The sequence below is a fragment of the Oribacterium sp. KHPX15 genome (assembly GCF_900107835.1).
GTDB lineage: Bacteria > Bacillota > Clostridia > Lachnospirales > Lachnospiraceae > Oribacterium.
On record NZ_FNRG01000009.1, the window covers coordinates 1 to 21,297 of the forward strand.

Here is a 21,297-nt window from a genome sequence, read left to right on the forward strand (position 1 = left end):
CAAGTGATTACAAAGTGGCGTAATTGTATTTTTATAGTCTAGAATATAGAGTTTTCAAGGTGCGATGCCCACTATTTATGTGGGAAGTTTAAGTATATGAATTTAAAGATACTTATCATTATTTCAATCGACATATATTTTACTTTTAATTATATATTATTCATTTTATATACAAGAAACTTATATTCACATAAGGATTTAGGCAAAAAAATGGATGCCACCTGTATATTACAGGCAGGCATCCATATGTACTTAACTATTAACATGGATCCGGAATTCCGGAAACATACCATAAAGCGCTTATTAAAACAGTTTAACTCTTTACAGCATTTGCTGCAATCGATACATCACCACTGCCATCAATAGATACTATCCATTCAGTTACCTGGATATCGCCAAGATTACCCTTTCCCCATCCACCTGAATAAGAAACTGACCAAGCATCAATACCTCTAGAATTAGCTGTAACATCTGTAGTGTAACTAGTTACATTAGCTTGAGCTGTTGAAACAGTATATGTACCTTGTGCTCCGGTATATCCTTCCTGAAGCTGTTTTGCAACTACAGCCGCATATGCTGCTCTTGCATTTGCCTGATTGGTAGCAAGTTTTGCCTTTCTGAGCTGTGCAGTGAAAATAGGAATTGAAATCGCAACGAGTACACCAATGATAGCAACTACGATGAGTAACTCAGCCAATGTGAAACCTTTTTTGTTAATCTTTTTGAACATGTTTTTTCCTCCTATCGATGTTCTATTTCTTTAATTTTGAACTGCATCCTTGCAGATCAGCTCATGTGATGTGTGGCACCGGATACATTTCTTTCAGGATGTACCGGCAGTATCTATCTTCACCCGTTTCCGGGTAAAAATTTTGTTAAAACAGGTTATACATGGTGAACATTGGCAGGTAGATGGAGATAACCAGAAATCCTGCAAATATTGCCATGATAACAAGTAGTGTGGGCTCCAGCATGGTGATGGCCTGTTGTACACGGCGCTCTGTTTCATTGGCGAAGTATTCGCCGATTACATCCAGAGTCTTATCAAGCTCACCGGTTTCCTCACCTACAGCACACATATCTTTAAGTGTGTTCGGGAAGTATTCGCAACCCTTTATACATTCACCAAGCTGCTTACCTTCTTCTATACGCCCAATCATGCCTTCTATGTCTTTCTGTAAGAGATAGTTGTCCATGACCTTTGCTGTAACTGATACGGCGTTATTTAAAGTAAGTCCGGAACCGATCATGGTTGACATGGTATTGGCAAACTGGGAAGCTCCGTTTAAAACATTGATCTTTCCGATGACCGGCAATGTCAGTGCCAGGTTTGCCTCAAGAATCATTCCCTTTTCGGTTTTTACAAACACCTTCCAGACAACGATCAATGCTATCAATATGATCAGCATCGCTAACCACGTCTTTGAGAAAAACTCTGCGGTTTTGATCATAATCCTTGTCATCAGAGGAAGCTCGCCTCCCAGACTGCTGAAGACCTGCGCCAAAGTTGGTACAACCTTCACCATGATGACTATAAGAACTATAACTGCGATGATGACTACAAATATAGGATAGGTAAGCGCACCACGTATTTTCTCGGAATTGGTAGCGCTGGTCTCGTAGTACTTGTGCATCCTTTGAAAGGAATTTTCCAGGGTACCGGAAACCTCTCCTGCTTTTATCGTCTCAATAAATGTTATAGGAAATGCATCCGGATACTTCTCAAAGGAACTGGTTAAGGTTGAACCTCCGAGAACATCTTCAGAAGCAGTTTCCAATATTTTCTTTAATTTTTTGTCCTCAGTCTGTCCTGCTATCATCTCAAGGGCATGTCCAATAGGCATTCCGGATTTAAGCGTTATCGCAAACTGTGAACACATAAGTGCCAGGGCTCTGGTCTTGATCCTGGGACTTCCTATCTCCATATTGAGGAGGCTGTCAAATTGCTTTTTCTCCTTTTCTATGGGAGTAAGACTCGTAATAATCGGGCACTTCTGTCTTATCTGGGCAACTGCCGAGTATTCATCCGGTGCCGATATGACACCCTTTGTTTCAACACCCTCTGCAGTTAAAGCTTTGTACGAATAAGTAACCAATGCAATCACCCCTTATCGCTCAGGTCATTGCTTTATATGTTTAGAATATAAAGCAAAATATAAATATTTACAATAGTATTATTTATATTTTTTATTCCTACACAAAGTTTATCGTCGTGAATCCGAAAAACATAAATGTATTTCATAAAAAATATATAAAAATTTGTAATAGGCTCTATAAGCTTACATAAACTTTTCGTTTAACACTTCTAATGTCTACTGCCCCATAACTCTCTTCCGGACATAAAGCTCATCCACAGCAGCATTCACGGCAGTGTCGGCAGTTATCTTTCCCTCATTAAACATCTTTATAAGGCAGTTATCCATAGTCATGGAGCCCTGATCTGCGGAGCTTAGCATAAAGCTCTGCATCTGCGGTGTCTTTCCTTCACGGATCAGATTCTGCAGTGCCGGAGTAACGATCATAACTTCCGCAGCAACAACTCTTCCTTTTCCACCTGACTTAACGAGAAGCTGCTGGGACAGTACTGCCTTTAAGGTGGTTGAAAGCTGAAGCCTGATCTGCTGTTGTCTCGCTTCCGGGAATACACCTACGATACGGTCAATGGAATCCACCGCACTGTTGGTATGCAAGGTTGCAAAAACAAGGTGTCCTGTTTCGGCTGCCGTAAGTGCTGTTTCTATGGTATCAAGATCACGCATCTCACCGATAAGGATTACATCCGGGTCTTCACGAAGGATGGCACGGAGTCCGTTTGTATAGCTCTCTGTATCTCTTCCGATCTCGCGCTGATTGATAATGCTTTTGTCGGATTTGTATACATACTCGATAGGATCCTCAAGGGTGATAATGTGATCATTTCTCGTGTGGTTGATACAGTCAAGAATGGCTGCAAGGGTGGTTGACTTACCTGAACCTGTCTCACCCGTAACCAAAACGATTCCCTTATTGAGACTTGGGAACTTCGATACAACCGCGGGAAGTCCTAAAGAATGCAGCTCCGGGATATTACTGGACAGGATTCTGAGTACGGCGGAGATATTACCCTGCTGACGGAAAAGGTTGATACGGACACGTTCGTTTGCTATGGTTCCTCCACAGTCAAGCTCTCCCATTTCTTCAATCAGTTCGTATTTAGTTCCTGCCATTTCCTTCGCCAGGTACTCACAGTCTTCCGGGGTCAGAACATTCTCTGCAAGGTCAACTATACGACCGTCAATACGGCACTTTATGCGGAGTCCGGCAATGAGGTGTATGTCGGAGGCACCTCTTTTTGCTGCGAGGTCAACTATATCCTGAATGTGTATCATGTGAACTCCTTTACTTTAAGATGAAATCAACAATTTATAAACGCCCGATAATATGACCAGATGCAAAGGATAAAAAATGTAAAAAAAGTACTTTTTAAGAGTCGGAGCAATATACCCCTTCTCCTCTGTACCTGATTTTTTCGGTTTACTTTCATCATAAAACCGGGTGATAAGTATGGCCGCAAGCACGAATCCACAGGTTGTTGATACTCCTTTCAGGAATGAACCTAAGGATATTACGTGGATGATGAGCATCAGTATAAAGCTTTTTATAAATGCAAGTCTGAGACGGTCAGGCTTTACTTTAAAGCCCGGTTTTTCTTCCACCGGCTCAAATGCTTCCGACAGATACAAGGTTATCGGCACTGCCATGATTGTCCAGTCGGTAAAACAGTTTATCGCAAAAAGACCGAGTATCATCAGGTTCTTTTTGCCTGAGTCCGGAACATGGTAATGTACATATATTGCTCCCAGGCAAACAGCAAGTGTAAATAATATATTTAAGGCCGGCACCCCGAAGGCCAAATAAAAGGGTCCCTGTGAAATCACTCCGAATAAAAGGAGCCGAAGCATATACTTTTTTAGATTTTTTGTGTAAAAGTACCCCTCTATAAGGAAATAGATCATTACAGTTCCGGTGAAGGTGCCGAGACTTATAAACACATTACAGAGAATCTCTGCAAAGGGCTGTGAAAGTTGAAGCTTTGTCAGAATCTCACTGCTTCCCTCAAGCCCCGGTTTCAGAAACATTTCCGCAAAATGATCCAGCACCATGGTAAGCATTGCCAGCCATCTGAGCTGAGCTTTGTTTAGTTTAAACATATCTTGTCAAACTCCCTGACCAAAATAAAAATCAACATTTGCCGCGCTTTAGTTTAAGCCACAACCGGTCAGGAACAAAGTCTCTATCCTCCTGTAAAATACAATGACGCTATAAATTTTCATCAGTCTTCCAGCTCGGAAACTGTTCTCAGAACTTCATCCACAGTGGTAATGCCGTCTTCCACCAGCTTGTCGGCATTTTCAAGCATGCTGATATATCCGGTTTCCTTGGCCAGTCGCTGGAACTCCTGCTTGTCTCCGCCGCTGGTGATACAATGTCTCAGTGCATCATTCATGACCAAAACCTCGAAATCACCGATTCGTCCTCTGTAGCCGGAATTGAAGCACATGTCACAGCCTCTGCCATGATAGAATATACGTCCCGGTCTGTTCTTTAGCTTGGAAAGCTGGAGCTTTTCAGGTGAAACCTGCTCCACTTCCCTACAGTTTGTGCAGATACGGCGGAGAAGTCTCTGGGAAATGATACCTCTGAGACCTGCTGAAATAAGATACGGCGCAACGCCCATATCTTTAAGTCTGTCGATGGCGCTGATGGCATCCTCTGTATGGATGGTGGTGATAACCAGGTGTCCGGTCATAGCCGCACGCATGGCAATCTCCGCTGTCTCACTGTCACGGATTTCTCCGACGCAGATGATATCCGGATCCTGACGGAGGATGGCACGAAGACCCGAAGCGAATGTCAGCCCGACCTTTTCATTGATCTGAACCTGGATAGCTCCGTTCATGTTGTACTCTACCGGGTCTTCCAGTGAAATCATGTTGGTGGACTCGGAAAGAAGCTCGCTTACCAGAGTATACATGGTGGATGACTTACCTGATCCGGTAGGACCCACGATCATAATTACGCCGCTGGTGAGACTAAGGAGCTTTGTGATCTTTGCATCTTCCGCTTCCGGAATACCTATGCCGCGACGATTAAGCTTTGAACCATCACGTCTCAAGATACGGATAACTATATTTTCACCGTATATAGAGGGTAATGTTGAAATACGGAGATCAATGTCTTTTCCCTTTATGCGCACTCTGGCACGACCGTCCTGTGGGACACGTCGTTCAATGATATCCATTCGGCTCATGATCTTGAGACGGGATATAACAGGCTCCATCAGGTTGTGAGGTATAGTCAGAATCTTATGAAGGTGTCCGTCGATTCTCATTCGGATCACAAGATCCTTCTCTGAGGGCTCCCAGTGGATATCGGAAGCATTCTCAACATAGGCACGCTCGATTATGGAGTTTACAAGACGGATGGTTGGTGCGGATTCTTCGCTGGTATCGATAGTCTGGTCTGCAGCGGAGGTTACAACCTCATCATCGCTGATGCCGGCTTCGGCTCTCATCTGAGCCATGGCCTGGGCGGCACCTTCATTACCATAAAGTGTGTTAATGGCATGATCTACAGCATTACCCGCTGCGATCATGGGTATAATGTTCTTTTTACTTGCTTTTCTGGCATCCTCCAACGCAAGGAAATTCGTTGGGTCGGCCATCGCAATGAAGAGATTGTCCTTTGAAACAGATACAGGCACCATACGGTTCTGCTTCGCCAGCTTCTTTGGGATATATTGAGACATTTCCGGTGCGATGTCTGTCTTTGAAAGGTCAATATAATCGATACCCAGCTGCAAACGGAGGGCATCAACCATCTGGGATTCAGTTATGAAACCATGTCTCACCAGTGTAGTACCCAGTCTTTCATGTTCCTGCTTCTGGATAGTCAGTGCTTCATTAAGCTGCTGATCTGTAATAAAATTCATCTCGACCAGCATGTCACCAAGTCTTTTTGTTTTCATTCTTTCCCGCCTTTAGTAAAAAAATTGCTAGCGCATTCTTCTACTAAATTACCGACGTGTTTTTGTGATTTAATAAATGTTTCAGGGTATGAAAATGAGAAATTCAGAAAATTTTTTCGGATCTTTCAGCGTGAAAGAAAATCTGCTGTGAATCAACAGTTTTATTTACATGTTAGGAATAAAAAAATACAAAAAAAGCCGAACTTTGCGCCCGGCCACCGAAACCTTATTGGTTTCCCTTCATTGATTCAACTATAAACGATAAATTAAATATAAACAAGCATTTTGCTGTAATAAATTGTACTTTTTTAAATACTTTCGTAAAAATTAACAGAATTTTGTAAGAATTAACAATTAAAAACTTTGAGGGAACTTTCCACCGGACCAAATCACGATAGAACGCTCCCTCAATTTAAAATCTTTTTTTCGATTCTTTTCTGAATTTTATCCAAGTGCCTCATCCATCAGGAATAACAGATCGAGAACACTGTCAAATCTGCTCCTCTTGTCACCTTCAACATGAAGAACCATTCCCTGCCAGCTGGAGTGCTGACGCATCTCTGTAAGTAAAAGGAAGGTTGCTACCTGCCCTCTTTCCTCTGAAATGTCTCTGGGTTTAGTCTCAGCAGCTATATGAGTAAGTTTCTTCTTCTCCACTGCCTCACCCTCATTTGTGAGATCACTTCTATGCATAGTGAAGCTCCGGGTTTTTGAAGACGCTTCAGGAAATCCCCAATCATCATATATGGTATCAAGTTCATTCAGCATACTCATGCATGAGTCAAACTCGATTCTTCTGTCGTCATACTGATTAATGATTACACCACTGAAATCATGATCCCTGGTTTTATCAACAAGGATTCCGATAAGATTAATTCCTTTAAGTTTTTCCATATATTCTCCGTTCTGCAAAGCAAGTCTTTTTTCAAAGTCTCAAGACGCGTCATTTTGAGATGCGCCCATGATTTAAATATACAGGAAAATGTCGAAAAATTATAGCTTAATAATCTTTATTCGTTGAAATCTTCAGTAGAATTGTCATCATCCATAGCGCCGTTCAGCATCTTGATAAGCTCAAGAGTGGATCTGAAATACTTTGTCTTTGACTTCTGAGCCCAGGTAACTTTACCCTGCCATGTTGCATTCTCACGACACTTAATGTTAACAATAAATGTTTCGTTATTCATCTATTTCCCCTTTCAACTTCTGTATTACAATCAAATCCCGACCCCTATTTCAGGATATAATCAACGCATATCAAATAATCAATATGCATACAGAAGTTCCCATCACCTAGGTAAGACTATAACGCTTAAGTTGTTAAAAAAATGATTAAATCGTTTTCAATATTTGCAAAGGTGACTATTTTAGTGAATTTATACATCATTTAAAATCCAGTCTCCTGCCTTTTGACGGATTCCTGGTAGAAATCAGGGCTCCATGTAACATATGTACATCATTTAATATTCAGTCTCTGCCCTTTTGATGGATTCCTGGTGGAAATCAGGGCTCCATGTACCACAAATCGTTCATTTCCGCCGGATCTTCCGGAACAGGTGGATAATGTTACGATACCGGGTCTTTCACCAAAATCAATGTCTCCGATGTAATCAATGAAATTAGAATTCTTTAATGCGCGGTCAATGTATGCATCATAATCTTCTTCCGACAATATATCATCATAGGTTTTTGATGAACTTACTGTCTGATAGAAAGAAAAGATTTCGTATTTTCTAACCTGTCCGTCTGTGTAAATATAGAAATACGGGTTCTCGGCAGCGAGACCGGGTTCTGAGTTAAGCTTCTTGAGGGTTCCGAACATTGAACCGTTTTTCATATTGTGGCCGAATATAAAAGTATTGTAACCTTTGAAGCCGCGTTCACTTAAATAATCATAGAATATGCATCCGGCAAAGTTATACTTACCTTCAAATGTTTTGTGCAGGTAGTCATCATTATCCTTGGAGTAAACTACCGGATAAGTCATATCCAGCGCAGGCACATAGAGAACACAGGCCATACTTTCATTGATATTTTTTAATTCCTTAAAATCAATGGAAAGAGTCGGAAAATAATCGGTTCTTTCATCGTATACATCAGCAGGTTCCTTTGTGTCTTCTGTATCTTCAAGAATCTTTATGTAATTGTCATTGATATCGGCATATTCATCAGCGGCTTCTTTATATTTCAGATAATCTTTCATATAGAGATACCCGAAAAAAATGGCTGCCGCTGCCGCTATGACGGGGATAAGGTAAAACAGTATCGTCCCCGGGGTGAGTTTCTTTTTTTCTTTCATTTGGCGTTTCCTCGGATTTATATTAACAAATCAATTATAGCACAAAAAAAGGAGCCGGTACTTAGTACCAACTCCTTTAAATCTTATTATATTTGAAATTACTTAGCAGCGATAGCGCCTGTAGGACAAGCTTCCTCACAAGCTCCACAATCGATGCAAGTGCCCTCATCTACAACATACTTTGAATCGCCAGCTGAGATAGCCTCTACTGGACATACAGATGCACATGATCCGCAGCTTACGCACTCATCATTGATAAAATGTGACATATAGGTTCCTCCTTGAAATAATAATAAATCAAAACTTAGTGTTCGATGAAGTGTTCAATCTCATCTGTATTGTATCTTAATATAGTTTCTAAAAAATCACAACAAAATAATTTTCGTTTTTTGTATTTTTTTGGATAATATATTTAGTTATAACTAACCATATCATACCGCAAATATAGGGATTTGATATGCATTGGCACTTAAGAACTTAATATATTCTGTAGTGATGCTGAATACTGCAGAAATCGGCAACTCCGGGTACAACTTATAATTCAGGTCTGAAACATTAGCGCTCTGCCTCTATTCCGAATTCTCCCGGAAGGAATCTCGGGCAGACGTTGTCGGTGGTGAGGATTACTGAGTTTGCAAGTCTTGATCCGATCTGGCAGGCTTCATTAAGAGACTTTCCGTAGGTCAGTCCGATGGCAACGCCCGAGAAGAATGCATCTCCTGCTCCGGTGGTATCGATTACCTCAACTGATATGGTTGGGCTGAATCCCGGCTCATCATTCATTGATGCATATACTGCACCCTTTGATCCCATGGTCACAACCATACGGGGATACTGTGCTAGCTTAACCTGCTTATCAAGTATCTGCATCATTTCTTCAGGAGTTTTATTGCAATAATCATCGGAGAAAAGCATTCCCGCTTCCTGCTCATTGCAGACCAAAACTCCGGTTCTCTTGATCAGGTCTCTTCTCTGCATTGCGATGGACATATTGGAAACTACCGCATAAACTTCTTTTCCGTATTTTTCTGCCAGATCAAATACAAGCTTCAGTATGGATGAATCCATGTCGATCTCTACAACTACGCTGTCTGCTTCTGAAATTATCTCGTCTCCCTGCTCCTTAAGTATATCTTCAATATCACTAAGGTCAGGTCTTTTGGATATGGAAGCTATGACGTCACCATCATTGTTGAAAATTGCGAGCCACATGCCGAGCCCGTCCTCGACTTTTCTGATATATTTAGTATTGATCTTGTGGCGGTTCAGCTTATTGATGACATCGACTCCGGTTCCGGTTTCATCCACAAGGCTTACGAATGTTGGCTTCAGCTCAACATTGGCAATATCCTCAGCCACATTTCGACAAACACCTCCATGCACCTGCATTACTGATCCCGCATTTCTTCCGTTTTGAAGAAATGTCTCTGTGGGGTATCCTTTGATGTCAACAAATGTGGCACCTATAACTACAATTCCGTTTTTTGACATATGTATCACCTCTTGTATAGATTTATTCAAGTTGCAAATTTTAGTATCTGCTGAAGTCTATTTCCGGTTCAATCTCATCAAATCTTTTAACTTCAGGCTGGTTTTCAACGTGCTCTCCGATGATTTTTTCCATCCAGATCAGGTTGTACCAGCGGTTGAACTTGTAGCCGCATTTATGGAATTCTCCCACCATGTGGTATCCAAGGTGCTCATGAAATTCCGCGCTGTTTTTGCTTAGGTGTTCATCATCTTCAGAATCCGGGTAAGCGATGCTTACGTTAATATTCAGATAGCCCTGCTTCTTCAATATATCTTCAAGTGCGATATAAAGTCGTTTGCCGAGGCCGCTGTGTTGAGAATTTTTATCGATATATATGGAGGCTTCAACATTGAACCTGGCAGCCACACGGACGTGAAATGGTGCTGCGTAGGCATATCCCACTATCTTCCCATCCTGCTCTGCAACGAGGTAGGGCAATTTTTTAAGAATGTTCTTTATCCGCTGCCTGAAGTCCTCTACTGTTGGAACTTCAACCTCGTAGGTAATGGCTGTTTCCAGAACGTAGGGCGCGTATATCGAAACTAAAGCTTCGGCATCTGCCTCGGAAGCTTTTCTGATTTTGAAGTCGTTCTTCATATGTCTCTCCCATGGATGTCTTTATTTAATGTCTAAGCCACCTGGAACACATCTCTCTAGTGAGAACAGCTCCCTATGGACTTCTTAAATAATGCATATACTATACGCTTTGAAAAGATATAAGTCCACAGCTAAGATGACTTCTTAAAAGTCCGACAAGTATACAGCACGAAGTCAGAAAGTATCAAACTTTAATTTAGAATTTTTATATAATTCAGGAAACATATACTTCTGGCTCGTTCAGTATTATGTCGGTAATGCCTTTGACCTCAAGGCCTGTGAGATTCAACCTGTTACCGCTTGGCTGTTCAGGGAAGAGGCGGCCGCTGCCCCAGGCTCTGACGGTGTAGCCCTGTAATTCATCAAGTGTGCTGTCGATGGATCTGAATTCAGGGTGAAGGGCGTCAGCATTAACACCGCCACGGATTTTAAAAAGGCAGTCAGAGGTGTAGCGGTCAAGGATGCCGATCTCAGCCTCATAATCAAGTTCACGAATTAGGTTCAGGGATTTTCCGTAGAAGGATGAGTACACGATGGCATGCTCCAGACCTCTCCGGTGAATAAGCTCCACTATCTTCTGCTCCATGCCCTCGTAACGGATATTGCTGTTTTTGAGTTCGAGGTTCAGCTTAAGTGTGCCTGCCTTCAGACGTGGCTCGAGAAGGTCCAGGAGTTCCTCCACTGTAGGGATTCTTTCAACTCTGGCTTCACCTGCATCTATTTTCATGTTTTTCAATTCTTCAAGGGTGTAGTTTCTGATCTCACCCTTTCCGTCCGTTGTCCGGTCCAGGGTTTCGTCGTGCATGATCATTATGTGACCGTCTTTTGACAACTGGATATCTGTCTCTATACCTGTGAGATCTTTTAGTTCCATTGCTTTCCTGAAAGCTGTCAGTGTATTCTCAGGATATCTCAAACTGCAGCCCCTGTGCGCCCATATTCTCATGACAATCTCCATTCAACCTAATTGAATTTGTTACGAAATCTTGTGTACTAACTTAAAGTTATTTTATCATATATCTATAGGATCATTAGTTATTTGAAATCAAAAAAAAACGGTTGTCTACCGGATTGCAGACAACCATTTTTATTTGATGCCATCAGGTCGAAGTAAACAGTTTATTAAATCTCCCGGGATCTAAGAAAACAGTTTATTTAATCCCACCATGCGCTGCTGTAATAAGTTGTGATCCTGTCACCCTTTATACCAACCTTGAAGACACCGTGAAGAGGAACGCCTTCGGAGTAAGCTTCAGGATCAGTTTTGTTGAGCTCAAGATTTTTCTTGATCCACTCATAAGGAGTTTCACCTTCTTCGTAGTTGGTGAAGGTGCCGAGGTCTCTGTCCTTTGCGAACTCTGTGTCTTTATCGACGTAGAGGTTCATTGTTGAATTCTCATACTCCACAGGATATGGAAGAGATACAGGGACATCCTTCAAAAGAATATAGTCATCCTCAACTGAGATTCCTTCTGTACTTGTCATGGTGTAGAGGTACTCTCCTCCGATGTACTTACCGGCATTCTTTACGTAGGCATCCTTGAAGCCTGCGGCCTTAACTTCCTTGAGGCACTTCTCTGCCTCTTCCTCTGTGCTGAAAAGTCCTGCGGCAACTGCATAGTAGGGTTCTTTATTAAGGCCTGAAAAATCAGGAGTATATACCGTGAACTCATCGTAGAATTCCGCATCCATCAAGGCCGCCTCTGTATCCAAGCAATCGTCTGAGTTCTTTGAAGCCATTACAAATACGCCGTAAACCTCATCCGGACTTTCGGGAAGCGCGGAGCTTTCATGAGCGGAGCCTAAAAGCTGTACTTCATAAATGCCGCCGAAGTCAGAACCGTAAAGGTCTGCTTCATCATCGTCCCAGGCTTTTATGTAGTCGTTGATTCGGGTATCGAAGGTCGCGTTCATATAGTTTATGGATCTGGAGCCATCATTCAGTTTTGATTCTTTGGAGTAATTAATATTGATGATTCCATTGTCCCTTTGGATAATGTTATCGACGGTATATCCATCACCCTCCAACTCTTTTATGACATCGGTACCAACAATATCTTTAAGCTCTGAAGCATTGATCTCCTTTGCACCATACTCCATGAAATCGCCGGTATTCCTGCTGTAGTAGAAATAATAAGGTTTCCAGCTGTGTCCCAGCCACATAGGTTCATTGGAATCCTTTTCAAAATCGCAGGTACAGTCATAAGCACTTAGTTGGATGACCAGGTCCCCGGTGTCTTCGTCAACCTTAGCATCTCCAACTCCCGAAACAACGGATTCCTTGCATGTTTCACCATCTGTATAATAAAAGTTAGTTACCAACGACGTTGCATACATGTCATTGAAAACAACAAAGTTTTTGTCATGTCCTTCCACAATGCTGAAAACATCACCTTCATCGTTTAAATAATATTGAAACTTATCATGCAGCTTCTTTGAACCTGCTTCGTTTACAAACCAGACCTCGCCTTCACAGGAATTATATTCCTTGTCAGCCTCTGTTCCGATGAACATAAAGCCTTCATACTCACCGTCAAAGTCGATATCATCTACAAGGAAAGATCTCACTTCCTGAGTATCTACATTGGCATCCTTTGCTACTTTTGAAATGAAGAAATCTGTCATCTCTGCTTTAGAAGACTCTGTTTCCGAGGTCTCCGAAGACTTATCAGGCAATACCTCATCGGCAGCTTCAGATTCACCGGATTTTCCGCCTTCATTTTTCTCAGCCTCATTTTTTCCGGCTTCGTTTTGCTTAGCTTCACCTTCCTCATCAGCTTTGTCGGTGGTCCCAGCTGCAGCATCAGAATTTGCGGAAGGTACATTTGAACCTCCGCAGGAAGCCATAGACATAATCACTGCCGCAGAAGCACCAACAGAAACCAAAAACCTTGATAATTTCTTTTTCATTTGTAATCCCCCATAATTACTTAAAACACTATCGCACATGTACTTCCCAGCAAGATAAAGAAAAGCCCGATCAAAAGTCCGAAACCTGAACAGCCCATTTCACGCATAGTTCCAAACAACGTGATTCTCTTTCCGTTTCTGTCAACCTTTCCGATACCGAACATTGAGAAAATGCTGAGCTTCCTGTCTATGCGTTTGCCTATAAGTCGTGTTTTGCCATCAGGTTTTATTTCATAGATATAAGGATGGTCATAAGCATCTTTCCTTACACCCTTAACGAAATAAACCAGAACTATCATTGCAGCCAATACATACCACGCAGCACCATACAAAGGGTAAAAGTGGTCAAAAAATCCTTCACCTTCTTCCATATCTGCAAGCCTTAACAGCGCCGCAAGGATAAGAGGAAGGAACACCGTAACAAGTGCATTATACAGGATGCCTATCCATCTTCCAATTGTGTAGAACCTTAGTCTCACCGGAACTTTCTCGCCCTTTGCATTAGACTCATAAAACACAGGAGTGTTGTCATAAGGATTCTTTAAAACACCTTTTCCTTCATTGATGACAAGCTCGCCGTCCTCGCGATACGCCCTGGAAGTTTCGCTTTTGAGAGTGATTCTTCTGACAAGTGACGTTCTGCCGTCTCCCATTACCGAGAAGATAATGCAGCCGAAAACCATGGCTCCGTAGAACATTGGCTCAGCAGCCCATCTATAGAAATATCCCATGATCATGGTAAGTATTACTGTATAGATAAGAGGCTCGATGACCCATGGATATGATTTTTTCGTACGGTTTTTTGAGACTGCAATACGACCTGTCTGTCCGTTCATAACCGCCGTCAGAGGTCCGTTTTTAATGAAGTAAACGGGAAGTATGGCGGAGAGAACATTGATCTTTTCAGTATGAGTGTTAATGCTTACTCCCGAGGTCTGCATGACCGACTCAACCTTAGGCCGGAAGTCTTCGGTAACCTCTTCCTCGATTCTTTGGTTTATAGCTTTATCGGGTGAATCGTTAAGCTTAACAGGCATGCCGGCAATGAGTCCGAACTCAAAGGGTCTGGCGCCGGACCAGTCAAAGGGCTCCATGTCGTTCATCACCAGATTGTCAAACTGCTTTGAAGTATTGACAGCTGTGCCGTCAAGATATCCGCCGCACTCATATCTTCTTTCGGTACCATCGCGGGAAACACTGGCATAAACAGGTCCCTTGGCAACTCTGTAGGGAAGATATGAACCGTGGAACTGTCCCATTGATGAAACGACAGCCTTTCCTTCAGGAGTGTTCGAATGTTTATGCCCCCAGTCCAGCATTCTCTTTTTTGCTTCCTCAGGCGTTATGGCAAAAGGAATGATGAGATCCGGCATCTGAGATGAATCAGTAAGTTCCGATCTCACCAGTTTACTGCCGCAGAATATACATTTTTCCGAAGCTTCACCTACTCCAAAGATAACTCTGGCTCCACAGGCTGAGCATGAGCCCTCTTCTATTTTGTCACCGGAAGCTCTTATTTTTGCGCTGTTTTTATTCAGCTCTCTCCACTTATATACCGAATCATAGGCTTCTTCTATTCCGGTAGACTCACCGCAATTTGCACATCTGTAGGTCTGATTTACAATGTCAAAATCAGCCGGTGCACCACAGTTTTTACAATATATCCTAAGTGGTGATTTATTCTCTTCCATACTCTCCTTATATTCCCCCAACAATATCTAAGCTAAGAGTTCACGATTATATAGTTTGATTATTTTATGGATTGAAATAGGATAATAATTGTTTGATTAATCACACCGGAGAATCATAATACGCATATTTCTTGATATTCTTATAAGCTGTTACATTAAGCGCCACCATGACAAACAAAAGAAGAAGTCCTATGATTATCTGTGCAAATTCAGACTCCGAAATACTGCCAAGCATACAAAGAAAATCGTAGCCTCCGTGGATAAGGATCGTTATGAACAGTCCCTTCCTTCTCATCTTTTTGGCGCCTTCCGGGTCCCCGTGCAATTCATGAGACTTTGCCTGTCCATAGTAGTATCCCATATATATTCCGAAAACGCAGTGTCCCGGAAATGCTGCTCTCATAAAGGCTGTACTTAGGGCATTGTCAGCGAGATAAAGAAGATTCTCTGCTATATCAAAACCTATGGCCAGCATGGTACTGTAAACAACACCGTCAAAACGGTAATTGAAGGCAGGATGCTTCCATGTGATGGATTTGAGAAGCTGATATTTTACCAGCTCTTCTGTTGCGGCAGCAAGAACAAAAGCTTCCATAAAGCTGTAAACTATAGGATCCCATGAGAACAGAAAATCTATGAACATGCCAAGGAAGGATTCAATCGTACCTGCTAAAAATGTGGCAATAAATGCCCCAACAAGGAAAAGCTTAAGAATCAACCCCACAGGCTCCGGCTCTATGCGATCCATCCGGTATATAAGAAACATGAGAATTATGCCCGGAACACAGGAAAGCATCACAGCAAGATTGGCATCCCCATCCTCGAAAATGAATGCACTTATAAGAAATCCCATGGTAAGGACGATGATAAGAAGTACAGGCATACGTCTGACCACAAAAGTCTGCTTCTGTACTATAACCGGAGTTCCGCACTGCGGACAGAACTTCTCACCTTCTCTCAGCGGTGTACCGCATCTTTGACAATTCATAATTACTCACACCCGATCTTTATTCATGCAGTTTGAAATCAACGTCTTCTTTGATTATCTCAAGCATAATTGCCGCAAACTTTGGATCAAACTGCGTTCCCGAACCTTTCTCAACTTCACTCCTGACAACATCCTGCGGAAGGACACCTCTGTAACTTCTGTTGCTGGTCATGGCATCGTAAGCATCTGCAACTGCAATGATTCTGGTCTCTTCGGGAATATCCTCTCCCGATATTCCGTCAGGATAACCCCTGCCGTCGTAGCGTTCATGATGGCAGCGGGCTCCGATGGCCAGTTTAGGCATTTCCTCAATGTTCTGAAGTATCTTTGCACCTCTTCCGGGATGTGTTTTTATAATATCATATTCTTCATCCGTAAGTCTGCCCGGTTTATTGATAACAGCATTGGGGACGCCTATCTTCCCGACATCATGAAGAAGTCCCATCATGTATATTTCTTCCTGTTTTTCTGTTGTATAGCCTGCTCTTCTGGCTATTTCCCTGGAATACTCGGCAACCCTGCTGGAATGTCCTTTTGTATATGTATCTTTGGCGTCGATTGCTTCCGCAAGAGTCTGAACTATATGTATGGATAAACCTTCTATCTCTCTGGTTTTCTTTTCAACTTCCGCATGCAGATCCCGCTGAAGCCTGATGAGATCCAGAAGATGTCTTACACGTAGTGTCAGGACCTCAGCCACAAAGGGTTTTCTGATAAAATCCATGGCACCCATTGAAAGACCTATAGTCTCGGAGTGACAATCATCATCGGCAGTAAAGAAAATTACCGGGATTTCTTTCCTTGAGTTTTCTTTTTCCCAAAGCCTGAGAAGCTTCAATGTCTCGAAACCATCAAGATCCGGCATCTTAATATCCAGAAGAAGCATATCAATGGTATTCTTCTCAACGTAATCCAGTAAAAGCCGGCCGCTTTTAAGGCAGGTTACCTTAAACCCGGCTTCCGAAAGAACAGTTTTTGCACTCTTCAATATGATGGCATCATCATCAACAATAACTACCCGCTCTTCCATTTAATTTCCTTTCTTTGGAAGATTAATCCTCCCACAAACTACCGTATTGAGCTACCGCCTCATCGACAGTCAGTGTACCGTTTGCAACCTTGTAGGCTGCTGCACGAAACTCCTTGTTTACGGCATCATTAAGACCTGTTTCCTGATAACTGAAGGACTTATCTTCAGGGAATCCTTCGAGAGACGAATATACCTCATCCAGAGAAAAATCATTTGTCGGAGTAATAAGTCTCTTAATCTGAGCCATATTTCCAAGCTCTTTTTCTCTCATGATGAACCTGATAAATTCATTGGTCATATCGAGATTACTGCTGTTTTTATTTACACTGAAGAAAAGGTTGACTGCATCCAGGAAATACCCGCCATCGTCTCCGATTGGTACAACATAGAATTTATACTTAAACGGATTCGACTGGAACTTTTCTGATTTACTCTCACGCTTCAAGGTACCGGAAACCATATCTCCGCTTCCCAGCATCATGGGAACGTCTCCCTCGAAAAAGCGCATTATTACAGCATTATAATCATCCTCTATTTCCGTTGAGCATCGTCCGGGATTCAGATATCCCTTGTCCACAAAATCCTTCAGCTTCAAAAGGGCGGGACGCATCATTTCTCCTGCGGACTTATCCATAGCATTGAGAGGTGCTGCCGATTCCGGATTCTTTATGACATCATAGCAGAAAAGCGGGAAGTCAAAGGCATAGTACATACCTGCCACTGTTGTCCCATTGGCCCCCATGATCGGGGTTTCGTAGCCTGCCGCCTTAAGCTTATCACATACATCCACGAGCTCACTGTAATTGTTCGGAACCTTCAGGTTGTTTTTCTCAAATATATCCATATTCACAAGCATTCCGTAGGATCTTGTGAATATGGGAAGCATGTTGATATCTCCGTTTTCCAAGGTGAGTTTGGCCCCCTTACGAACGCAGTCCAGATCTATTTTAAGGGACGGATCGGAAAGGATCTCTGCATTTTCAAAAACAGGACCCATCTTGTCATCCTCCAGCATCCATGATGCCGTAACATAGATATCCGGTGCTTCATCACTCATGAGTGCACTTGAGATAGTGTTATTGTAATCATCCAAATAAACATAATTCAGACTTGCGTTTGGATAGTATTCATAAAACCTCTCAAATTCACTTTCTAGTGATTCGAAATTTGAATAGTTACCTGCCACCTTGATGGAGCATGCCGTATCGGTTTTTAATCCGGGCTTGAACTCTCCGCTGTTATCCGGCTTTTGCGCGCATGCAGTAAACAACATTAATGAAGCTGTTGCCGTAATCAATATACTTCGTTTAAATCTCGAAAATCTCAACATAATACTGCCTCCCCTCATATAAATCTAACTCCGGGTCTTTTTCAGAACCCTATACTCTATTGCTCTTCACCTGAAATAATCCCCGGTATCTGTTCATAATCAAAATCATCAACAGCTTTTTTTAATGCTTCAAACCTGCCTTTTTCATTCTCCGGCAATCTGTATTTTCCGAGAGATTCCACAATGTCACTTACATTGTCATAATCAAAGGAATCACAGCTCTCTCTGATATCATTATATGCCTTCTTCAAATCATCTTCGGATATAACAGGTCTATCATCAGCAGCATCCGATTCAGCCTCCGCTGCTTTTTTATAGAACTGAAGTGGCTCAAGTTCCCTTACGAGCTTTCCGTACTGATCAAGAAGTTCTCCCAATTCCTTGTCAAGAGTAGCTTTATCACCGGCATCGCCTGCTTTTTCGAGTCGTTCCGCAAAATCTCCAAGCTTCAAAGCTCCTATCAGACGTGAAGAACTCTTCAACGCATGTATCTTGACCGTTGTATTTTTGAGATCTCCGGCAGCTAAGTATCCTTCTATATCTTCTCTGTTCTTCTTTGCATTTTCCAGATACTTCTCCAACGTGCTCATATAGACTTTATCGCTACCGCAATATTTACAGCCCGTATTAACATCGATTGCTTCGATACCATAAATGAATTCCGGAATAAGCTGACTTTTTTCCTCTTTTTCCTCGGATGCGGGAGCGATCTTATCCTTCGGAAGATACTTAAGAAGTAATGCCTCAAGCCGTCCGGGATCCACAGGTTTAGTAAGATAATCATCAAAGCCTGAGCTAATGTAGATTTCACGCATGCCTGAAATAGCATTAGCCGTAAAACAGATTACAGGTGTCCGGGCATTGAGCGTACCCGGTGTTTCCCTCATTTCCATAAGTGTTTCGATACCATCCTTATCAGGCATCATATGATCCAGGAATATGACATCGTATTTTCTCTGCTTATAAAGTACTATTCCCTCATCTCCGCTGGTGGCTGTATCTATCTGCACCTTAGTGCGTTTAAGCAGGTTTTCGAAAACGAAAAGGTTGACCTCGGAATCGTCCACTGCCAGAATCCGTGCCTCCGGCGCCGTAAAGGACTCCTTATATTTCTTTCTTTCCAAAACAGAATTTCTGAAGGTTTCCTCGTAATCTCCTATAGGTGTCCGGTCCTTTACAACCTGAACAAGCTCGAAGGAGAATGTGGATCCCTTTCCGTATTCGCTTTCCACCTCTATGTGACTGCCCATCATATTGAGAAAGCTTTGTGCAATGCTCATACCTAGACCTGTACCCTCGATATTTCTGTTCTTAAGCTCTTCTATACGTTCAAAGGCCATAAACAGTTTCTTCATATCTTCAGGCTTGATGCCTATGCCGGTATCCGTAACACTTATCAGTAGCCTTACGGTTTCCGGACCTTCTTCTTTAAAACCGGCTTTAAAGGTGATGGATCCTTCCTTTGTATATTTTACAGCATTTGAGAGGATATTGGTGATAACCTGTTTGATACGTATCTCGTCTCCGTTCATGACCATCGGGATATTCCTGTCCACATCAAGTTTAAGTAAAAGTCCCTTTTCCTCTGCCCTGGTCTGAACCATATTTACCAGATCATTAAGCATTGAAACAAAATTATAGTCTGCATTGTGTATATCCATCTTACCTGCTTCTATCTTTGAAAAATCGAGTATGTCATTTATAATTTCCAACAGAGTTTTTCCGGCTGTTCTGATGCTTTCCGAATATGCAAGGATTTCCTCTTCATGACTGTCCCTAAGCACCATTTCATTAAGTCCCAGTATCGCATTCATAGGTGTGCGGATGTCATGGGACATGGTGGAGAGGAAGTGGGACTTTGCCTCATTAGCCTGATTGGCAGCCACCGCAGCTTCAGATAGTTTAAGGTTGTAGGTCATGAGTATAATGTAATTAAATACAAGTAATCCCAGTAATCCCAGGGTTACCATGCCAAGAAGCAGCCAGTCAACTACGGTATTGGCAACCAGCTCCCGTGCCGGTATATATGCAAGAAGATACCAGGCATTAAGTGATTTCAGAGGAATATGGGAAATGATACATTCCTCTCCTTTTGAATTCAGCATCTTCATGGCACCTAGATCCGAGGTTATTTCCTGAGTCATGTTATTGTAAACGGTGCTGTCTGCCTGGTTATAAGACTTGAAATATTCGAAGAAATTGGAATTCTTCAGGGACTTGCCATGAACCAGATAATCTCCGTCCTTGTTAATGAGTGAAATCTCAACTCTGTCATACTCACCGTTAAAGAATACAAGTTTATCTTCAAGAGAGCTTACCGGCTCGACTCGCATCAGGATCGCCTCTTTAAGATCTCCCGTTGTTTCATCCAGAACCTTAACGTAATTCATAAAGGCAATAGACTGTACCCCGTTCTGAGGGTTCGTATATGCTCTTGTAAGGTTTACGACACCGTCTTCTTTACCAATGTCAAAAGTATTGCCAAAGAGATCGATATTGCGGTATGAAACCGAATAATCCTCCGGATCCTTCAATGCATGGTGTGTAGATATACCGTTTTTTAAAGTATCCTCAGGAAATATCAGATGTCCGTATATACTTGGAGATATCTTCGCTTTTCTGATAAATGATATAGCTTCCTCCGCAGTCATGGGTGTTCCCGCATCTGCGGAACGATTGATGTAATTTGCCCAGATATCACAAAGATGCTGCTCGTCAAAAAGGTAGTTGGTGACGATCTGCTCTGCGGAAATCGTCATTTTTTTAAAAGCTTCAACCGCATTCGCATTGCTCTCGCTCATCTTTGTATTGACATATTTAATTATAAAGAAAAGTATCAGTGCCATGATCATAAGATTGATAGCAATGACCTTCGATTTTTTCAAGCTTTCACCTCCATGTTCATCAAGAAAAC

18 protein-coding genes are annotated in these 21,297 nt (G+C 42.2%); all 18 read right to left on the reverse strand.

From position 1 onward, the window contains the following. Positions 1 to 313: 313 nt before the first annotated feature. Positions 314 to 730 carry a type IV pilin protein gene (locus BLV86_RS07355; RefSeq protein ID WP_090815982.1) on the reverse strand — a complete coding sequence of 139 codons (417 nt, stop codon included), beginning with the start codon at positions 728 to 730 and terminating at the stop codon, positions 314 to 316. Between the two features lie 145 nt (positions 731 to 875). Then, positions 876 to 2,096, reverse strand: a complete 1,221-nt coding sequence (locus BLV86_RS07360) for a type II secretion system F family protein (RefSeq protein ID WP_090815984.1) — start codon at positions 2,094 to 2,096, stop codon at positions 876 to 878. A gap of 216 nt (positions 2,097 to 2,312) precedes the next feature. Then, a complete protein-coding gene (locus tag BLV86_RS07365; RefSeq protein WP_175456469.1) occupies positions 2,313 to 3,368 on the reverse strand; it encodes a type IV pilus twitching motility protein PilT in 1,056 nt (351 codons plus the stop codon). Positions 3,369 to 3,383: 15 nt separating this feature from the next. Next, complete coding sequence (locus tag BLV86_RS07370) at positions 3,384 to 4,190, reverse strand: TraX family protein (protein WP_090815986.1); 807 nt, start codon at positions 4,188 to 4,190, stop codon at positions 3,384 to 3,386. A gap of 122 nt (positions 4,191 to 4,312) precedes the next feature. Next, a complete protein-coding gene (locus tag BLV86_RS07375) occupies positions 4,313 to 6,007 on the reverse strand; it encodes a GspE/PulE family protein (RefSeq protein ID WP_090815987.1) in 1,695 nt (564 codons plus the stop codon). Between the two features lie 444 nt (positions 6,008 to 6,451). Further along, on the reverse strand, positions 6,452 to 6,901 hold the full coding sequence (locus BLV86_RS07380) for a hypothetical protein (protein WP_031549468.1): 450 nt from the start codon (positions 6,899 to 6,901) through the stop codon (positions 6,452 to 6,454). A gap of 116 nt (positions 6,902 to 7,017) precedes the next feature. After that, complete coding sequence (locus BLV86_RS17795; RefSeq protein WP_175456470.1) at positions 7,018 to 7,194, reverse strand: hypothetical protein; 177 nt, start codon at positions 7,192 to 7,194, stop codon at positions 7,018 to 7,020. A gap of 269 nt (positions 7,195 to 7,463) precedes the next feature. Next, positions 7,464 to 8,306: a class B sortase gene (locus tag BLV86_RS07385; protein ID WP_090815989.1), complete on the reverse strand. Its 843-nt coding sequence runs from the start codon at positions 8,304 to 8,306 to the stop codon at positions 7,464 to 7,466. Positions 8,307 to 8,404: 98 nt separating this feature from the next. Next, positions 8,405 to 8,575 carry a DUF362 domain-containing protein gene (locus BLV86_RS07390; RefSeq protein ID WP_029200537.1) on the reverse strand — a complete coding sequence of 57 codons (171 nt, stop codon included), beginning with the start codon at positions 8,573 to 8,575 and terminating at the stop codon, positions 8,405 to 8,407. Positions 8,576 to 8,861: 286 nt separating this feature from the next. After that, positions 8,862 to 9,797, reverse strand: coding sequence for a PfkB family carbohydrate kinase (locus BLV86_RS07395; RefSeq protein ID WP_090815991.1), 936 nt, complete (start codon positions 9,795 to 9,797; stop codon positions 8,862 to 8,864). Positions 9,798 to 9,837: 40 nt separating this feature from the next. Next, on the reverse strand, positions 9,838 to 10,434 hold the full coding sequence (locus tag BLV86_RS07400; RefSeq protein WP_090815993.1) for a GNAT family N-acetyltransferase: 597 nt from the start codon (positions 10,432 to 10,434) through the stop codon (positions 9,838 to 9,840). A 214-nt stretch (positions 10,435 to 10,648) separates the two neighbouring features. Further along, complete coding sequence (locus BLV86_RS07405; protein ID WP_090815996.1) at positions 10,649 to 11,380, reverse strand: glycerophosphodiester phosphodiesterase family protein; 732 nt, start codon at positions 11,378 to 11,380, stop codon at positions 10,649 to 10,651. Positions 11,381 to 11,589: 209 nt separating this feature from the next. Continuing rightward, positions 11,590 to 13,344, reverse strand: a complete 1,755-nt coding sequence (locus BLV86_RS07410; protein ID WP_090815998.1) for an SPOR domain-containing protein — start codon at positions 13,342 to 13,344, stop codon at positions 11,590 to 11,592. Between the two features lie 20 nt (positions 13,345 to 13,364). Continuing rightward, entirely contained in the window at positions 13,365 to 15,035 is a 1,671-nt protein-coding gene (locus BLV86_RS07415; protein WP_090816001.1) for a hypothetical protein, read from the reverse strand. A gap of 100 nt (positions 15,036 to 15,135) precedes the next feature. Further along, positions 15,136 to 16,023 carry a PrsW family glutamic-type intramembrane protease gene (locus BLV86_RS07420; RefSeq protein ID WP_090816003.1) on the reverse strand — a complete coding sequence of 296 codons (888 nt, stop codon included), beginning with the start codon at positions 16,021 to 16,023 and terminating at the stop codon, positions 15,136 to 15,138. A 19-nt stretch (positions 16,024 to 16,042) separates the two neighbouring features. Beyond that, positions 16,043 to 17,053, reverse strand: a complete 1,011-nt coding sequence (locus BLV86_RS07425) for an HD domain-containing phosphohydrolase (RefSeq protein WP_090816005.1) — start codon at positions 17,051 to 17,053, stop codon at positions 16,043 to 16,045. A 22-nt stretch (positions 17,054 to 17,075) separates the two neighbouring features. Beyond that, positions 17,076 to 18,383, reverse strand: a complete 1,308-nt coding sequence (locus tag BLV86_RS07430; RefSeq protein ID WP_175456471.1) for an ABC transporter substrate-binding protein — start codon at positions 18,381 to 18,383, stop codon at positions 17,076 to 17,078. A 56-nt stretch (positions 18,384 to 18,439) separates the two neighbouring features. Then, positions 18,440 to 21,268: an ATP-binding protein gene (locus tag BLV86_RS07435; protein WP_090816009.1), complete on the reverse strand. Its 2,829-nt coding sequence runs from the start codon at positions 21,266 to 21,268 to the stop codon at positions 18,440 to 18,442. Positions 21,269 to 21,297 lie beyond the last annotated feature (29 nt).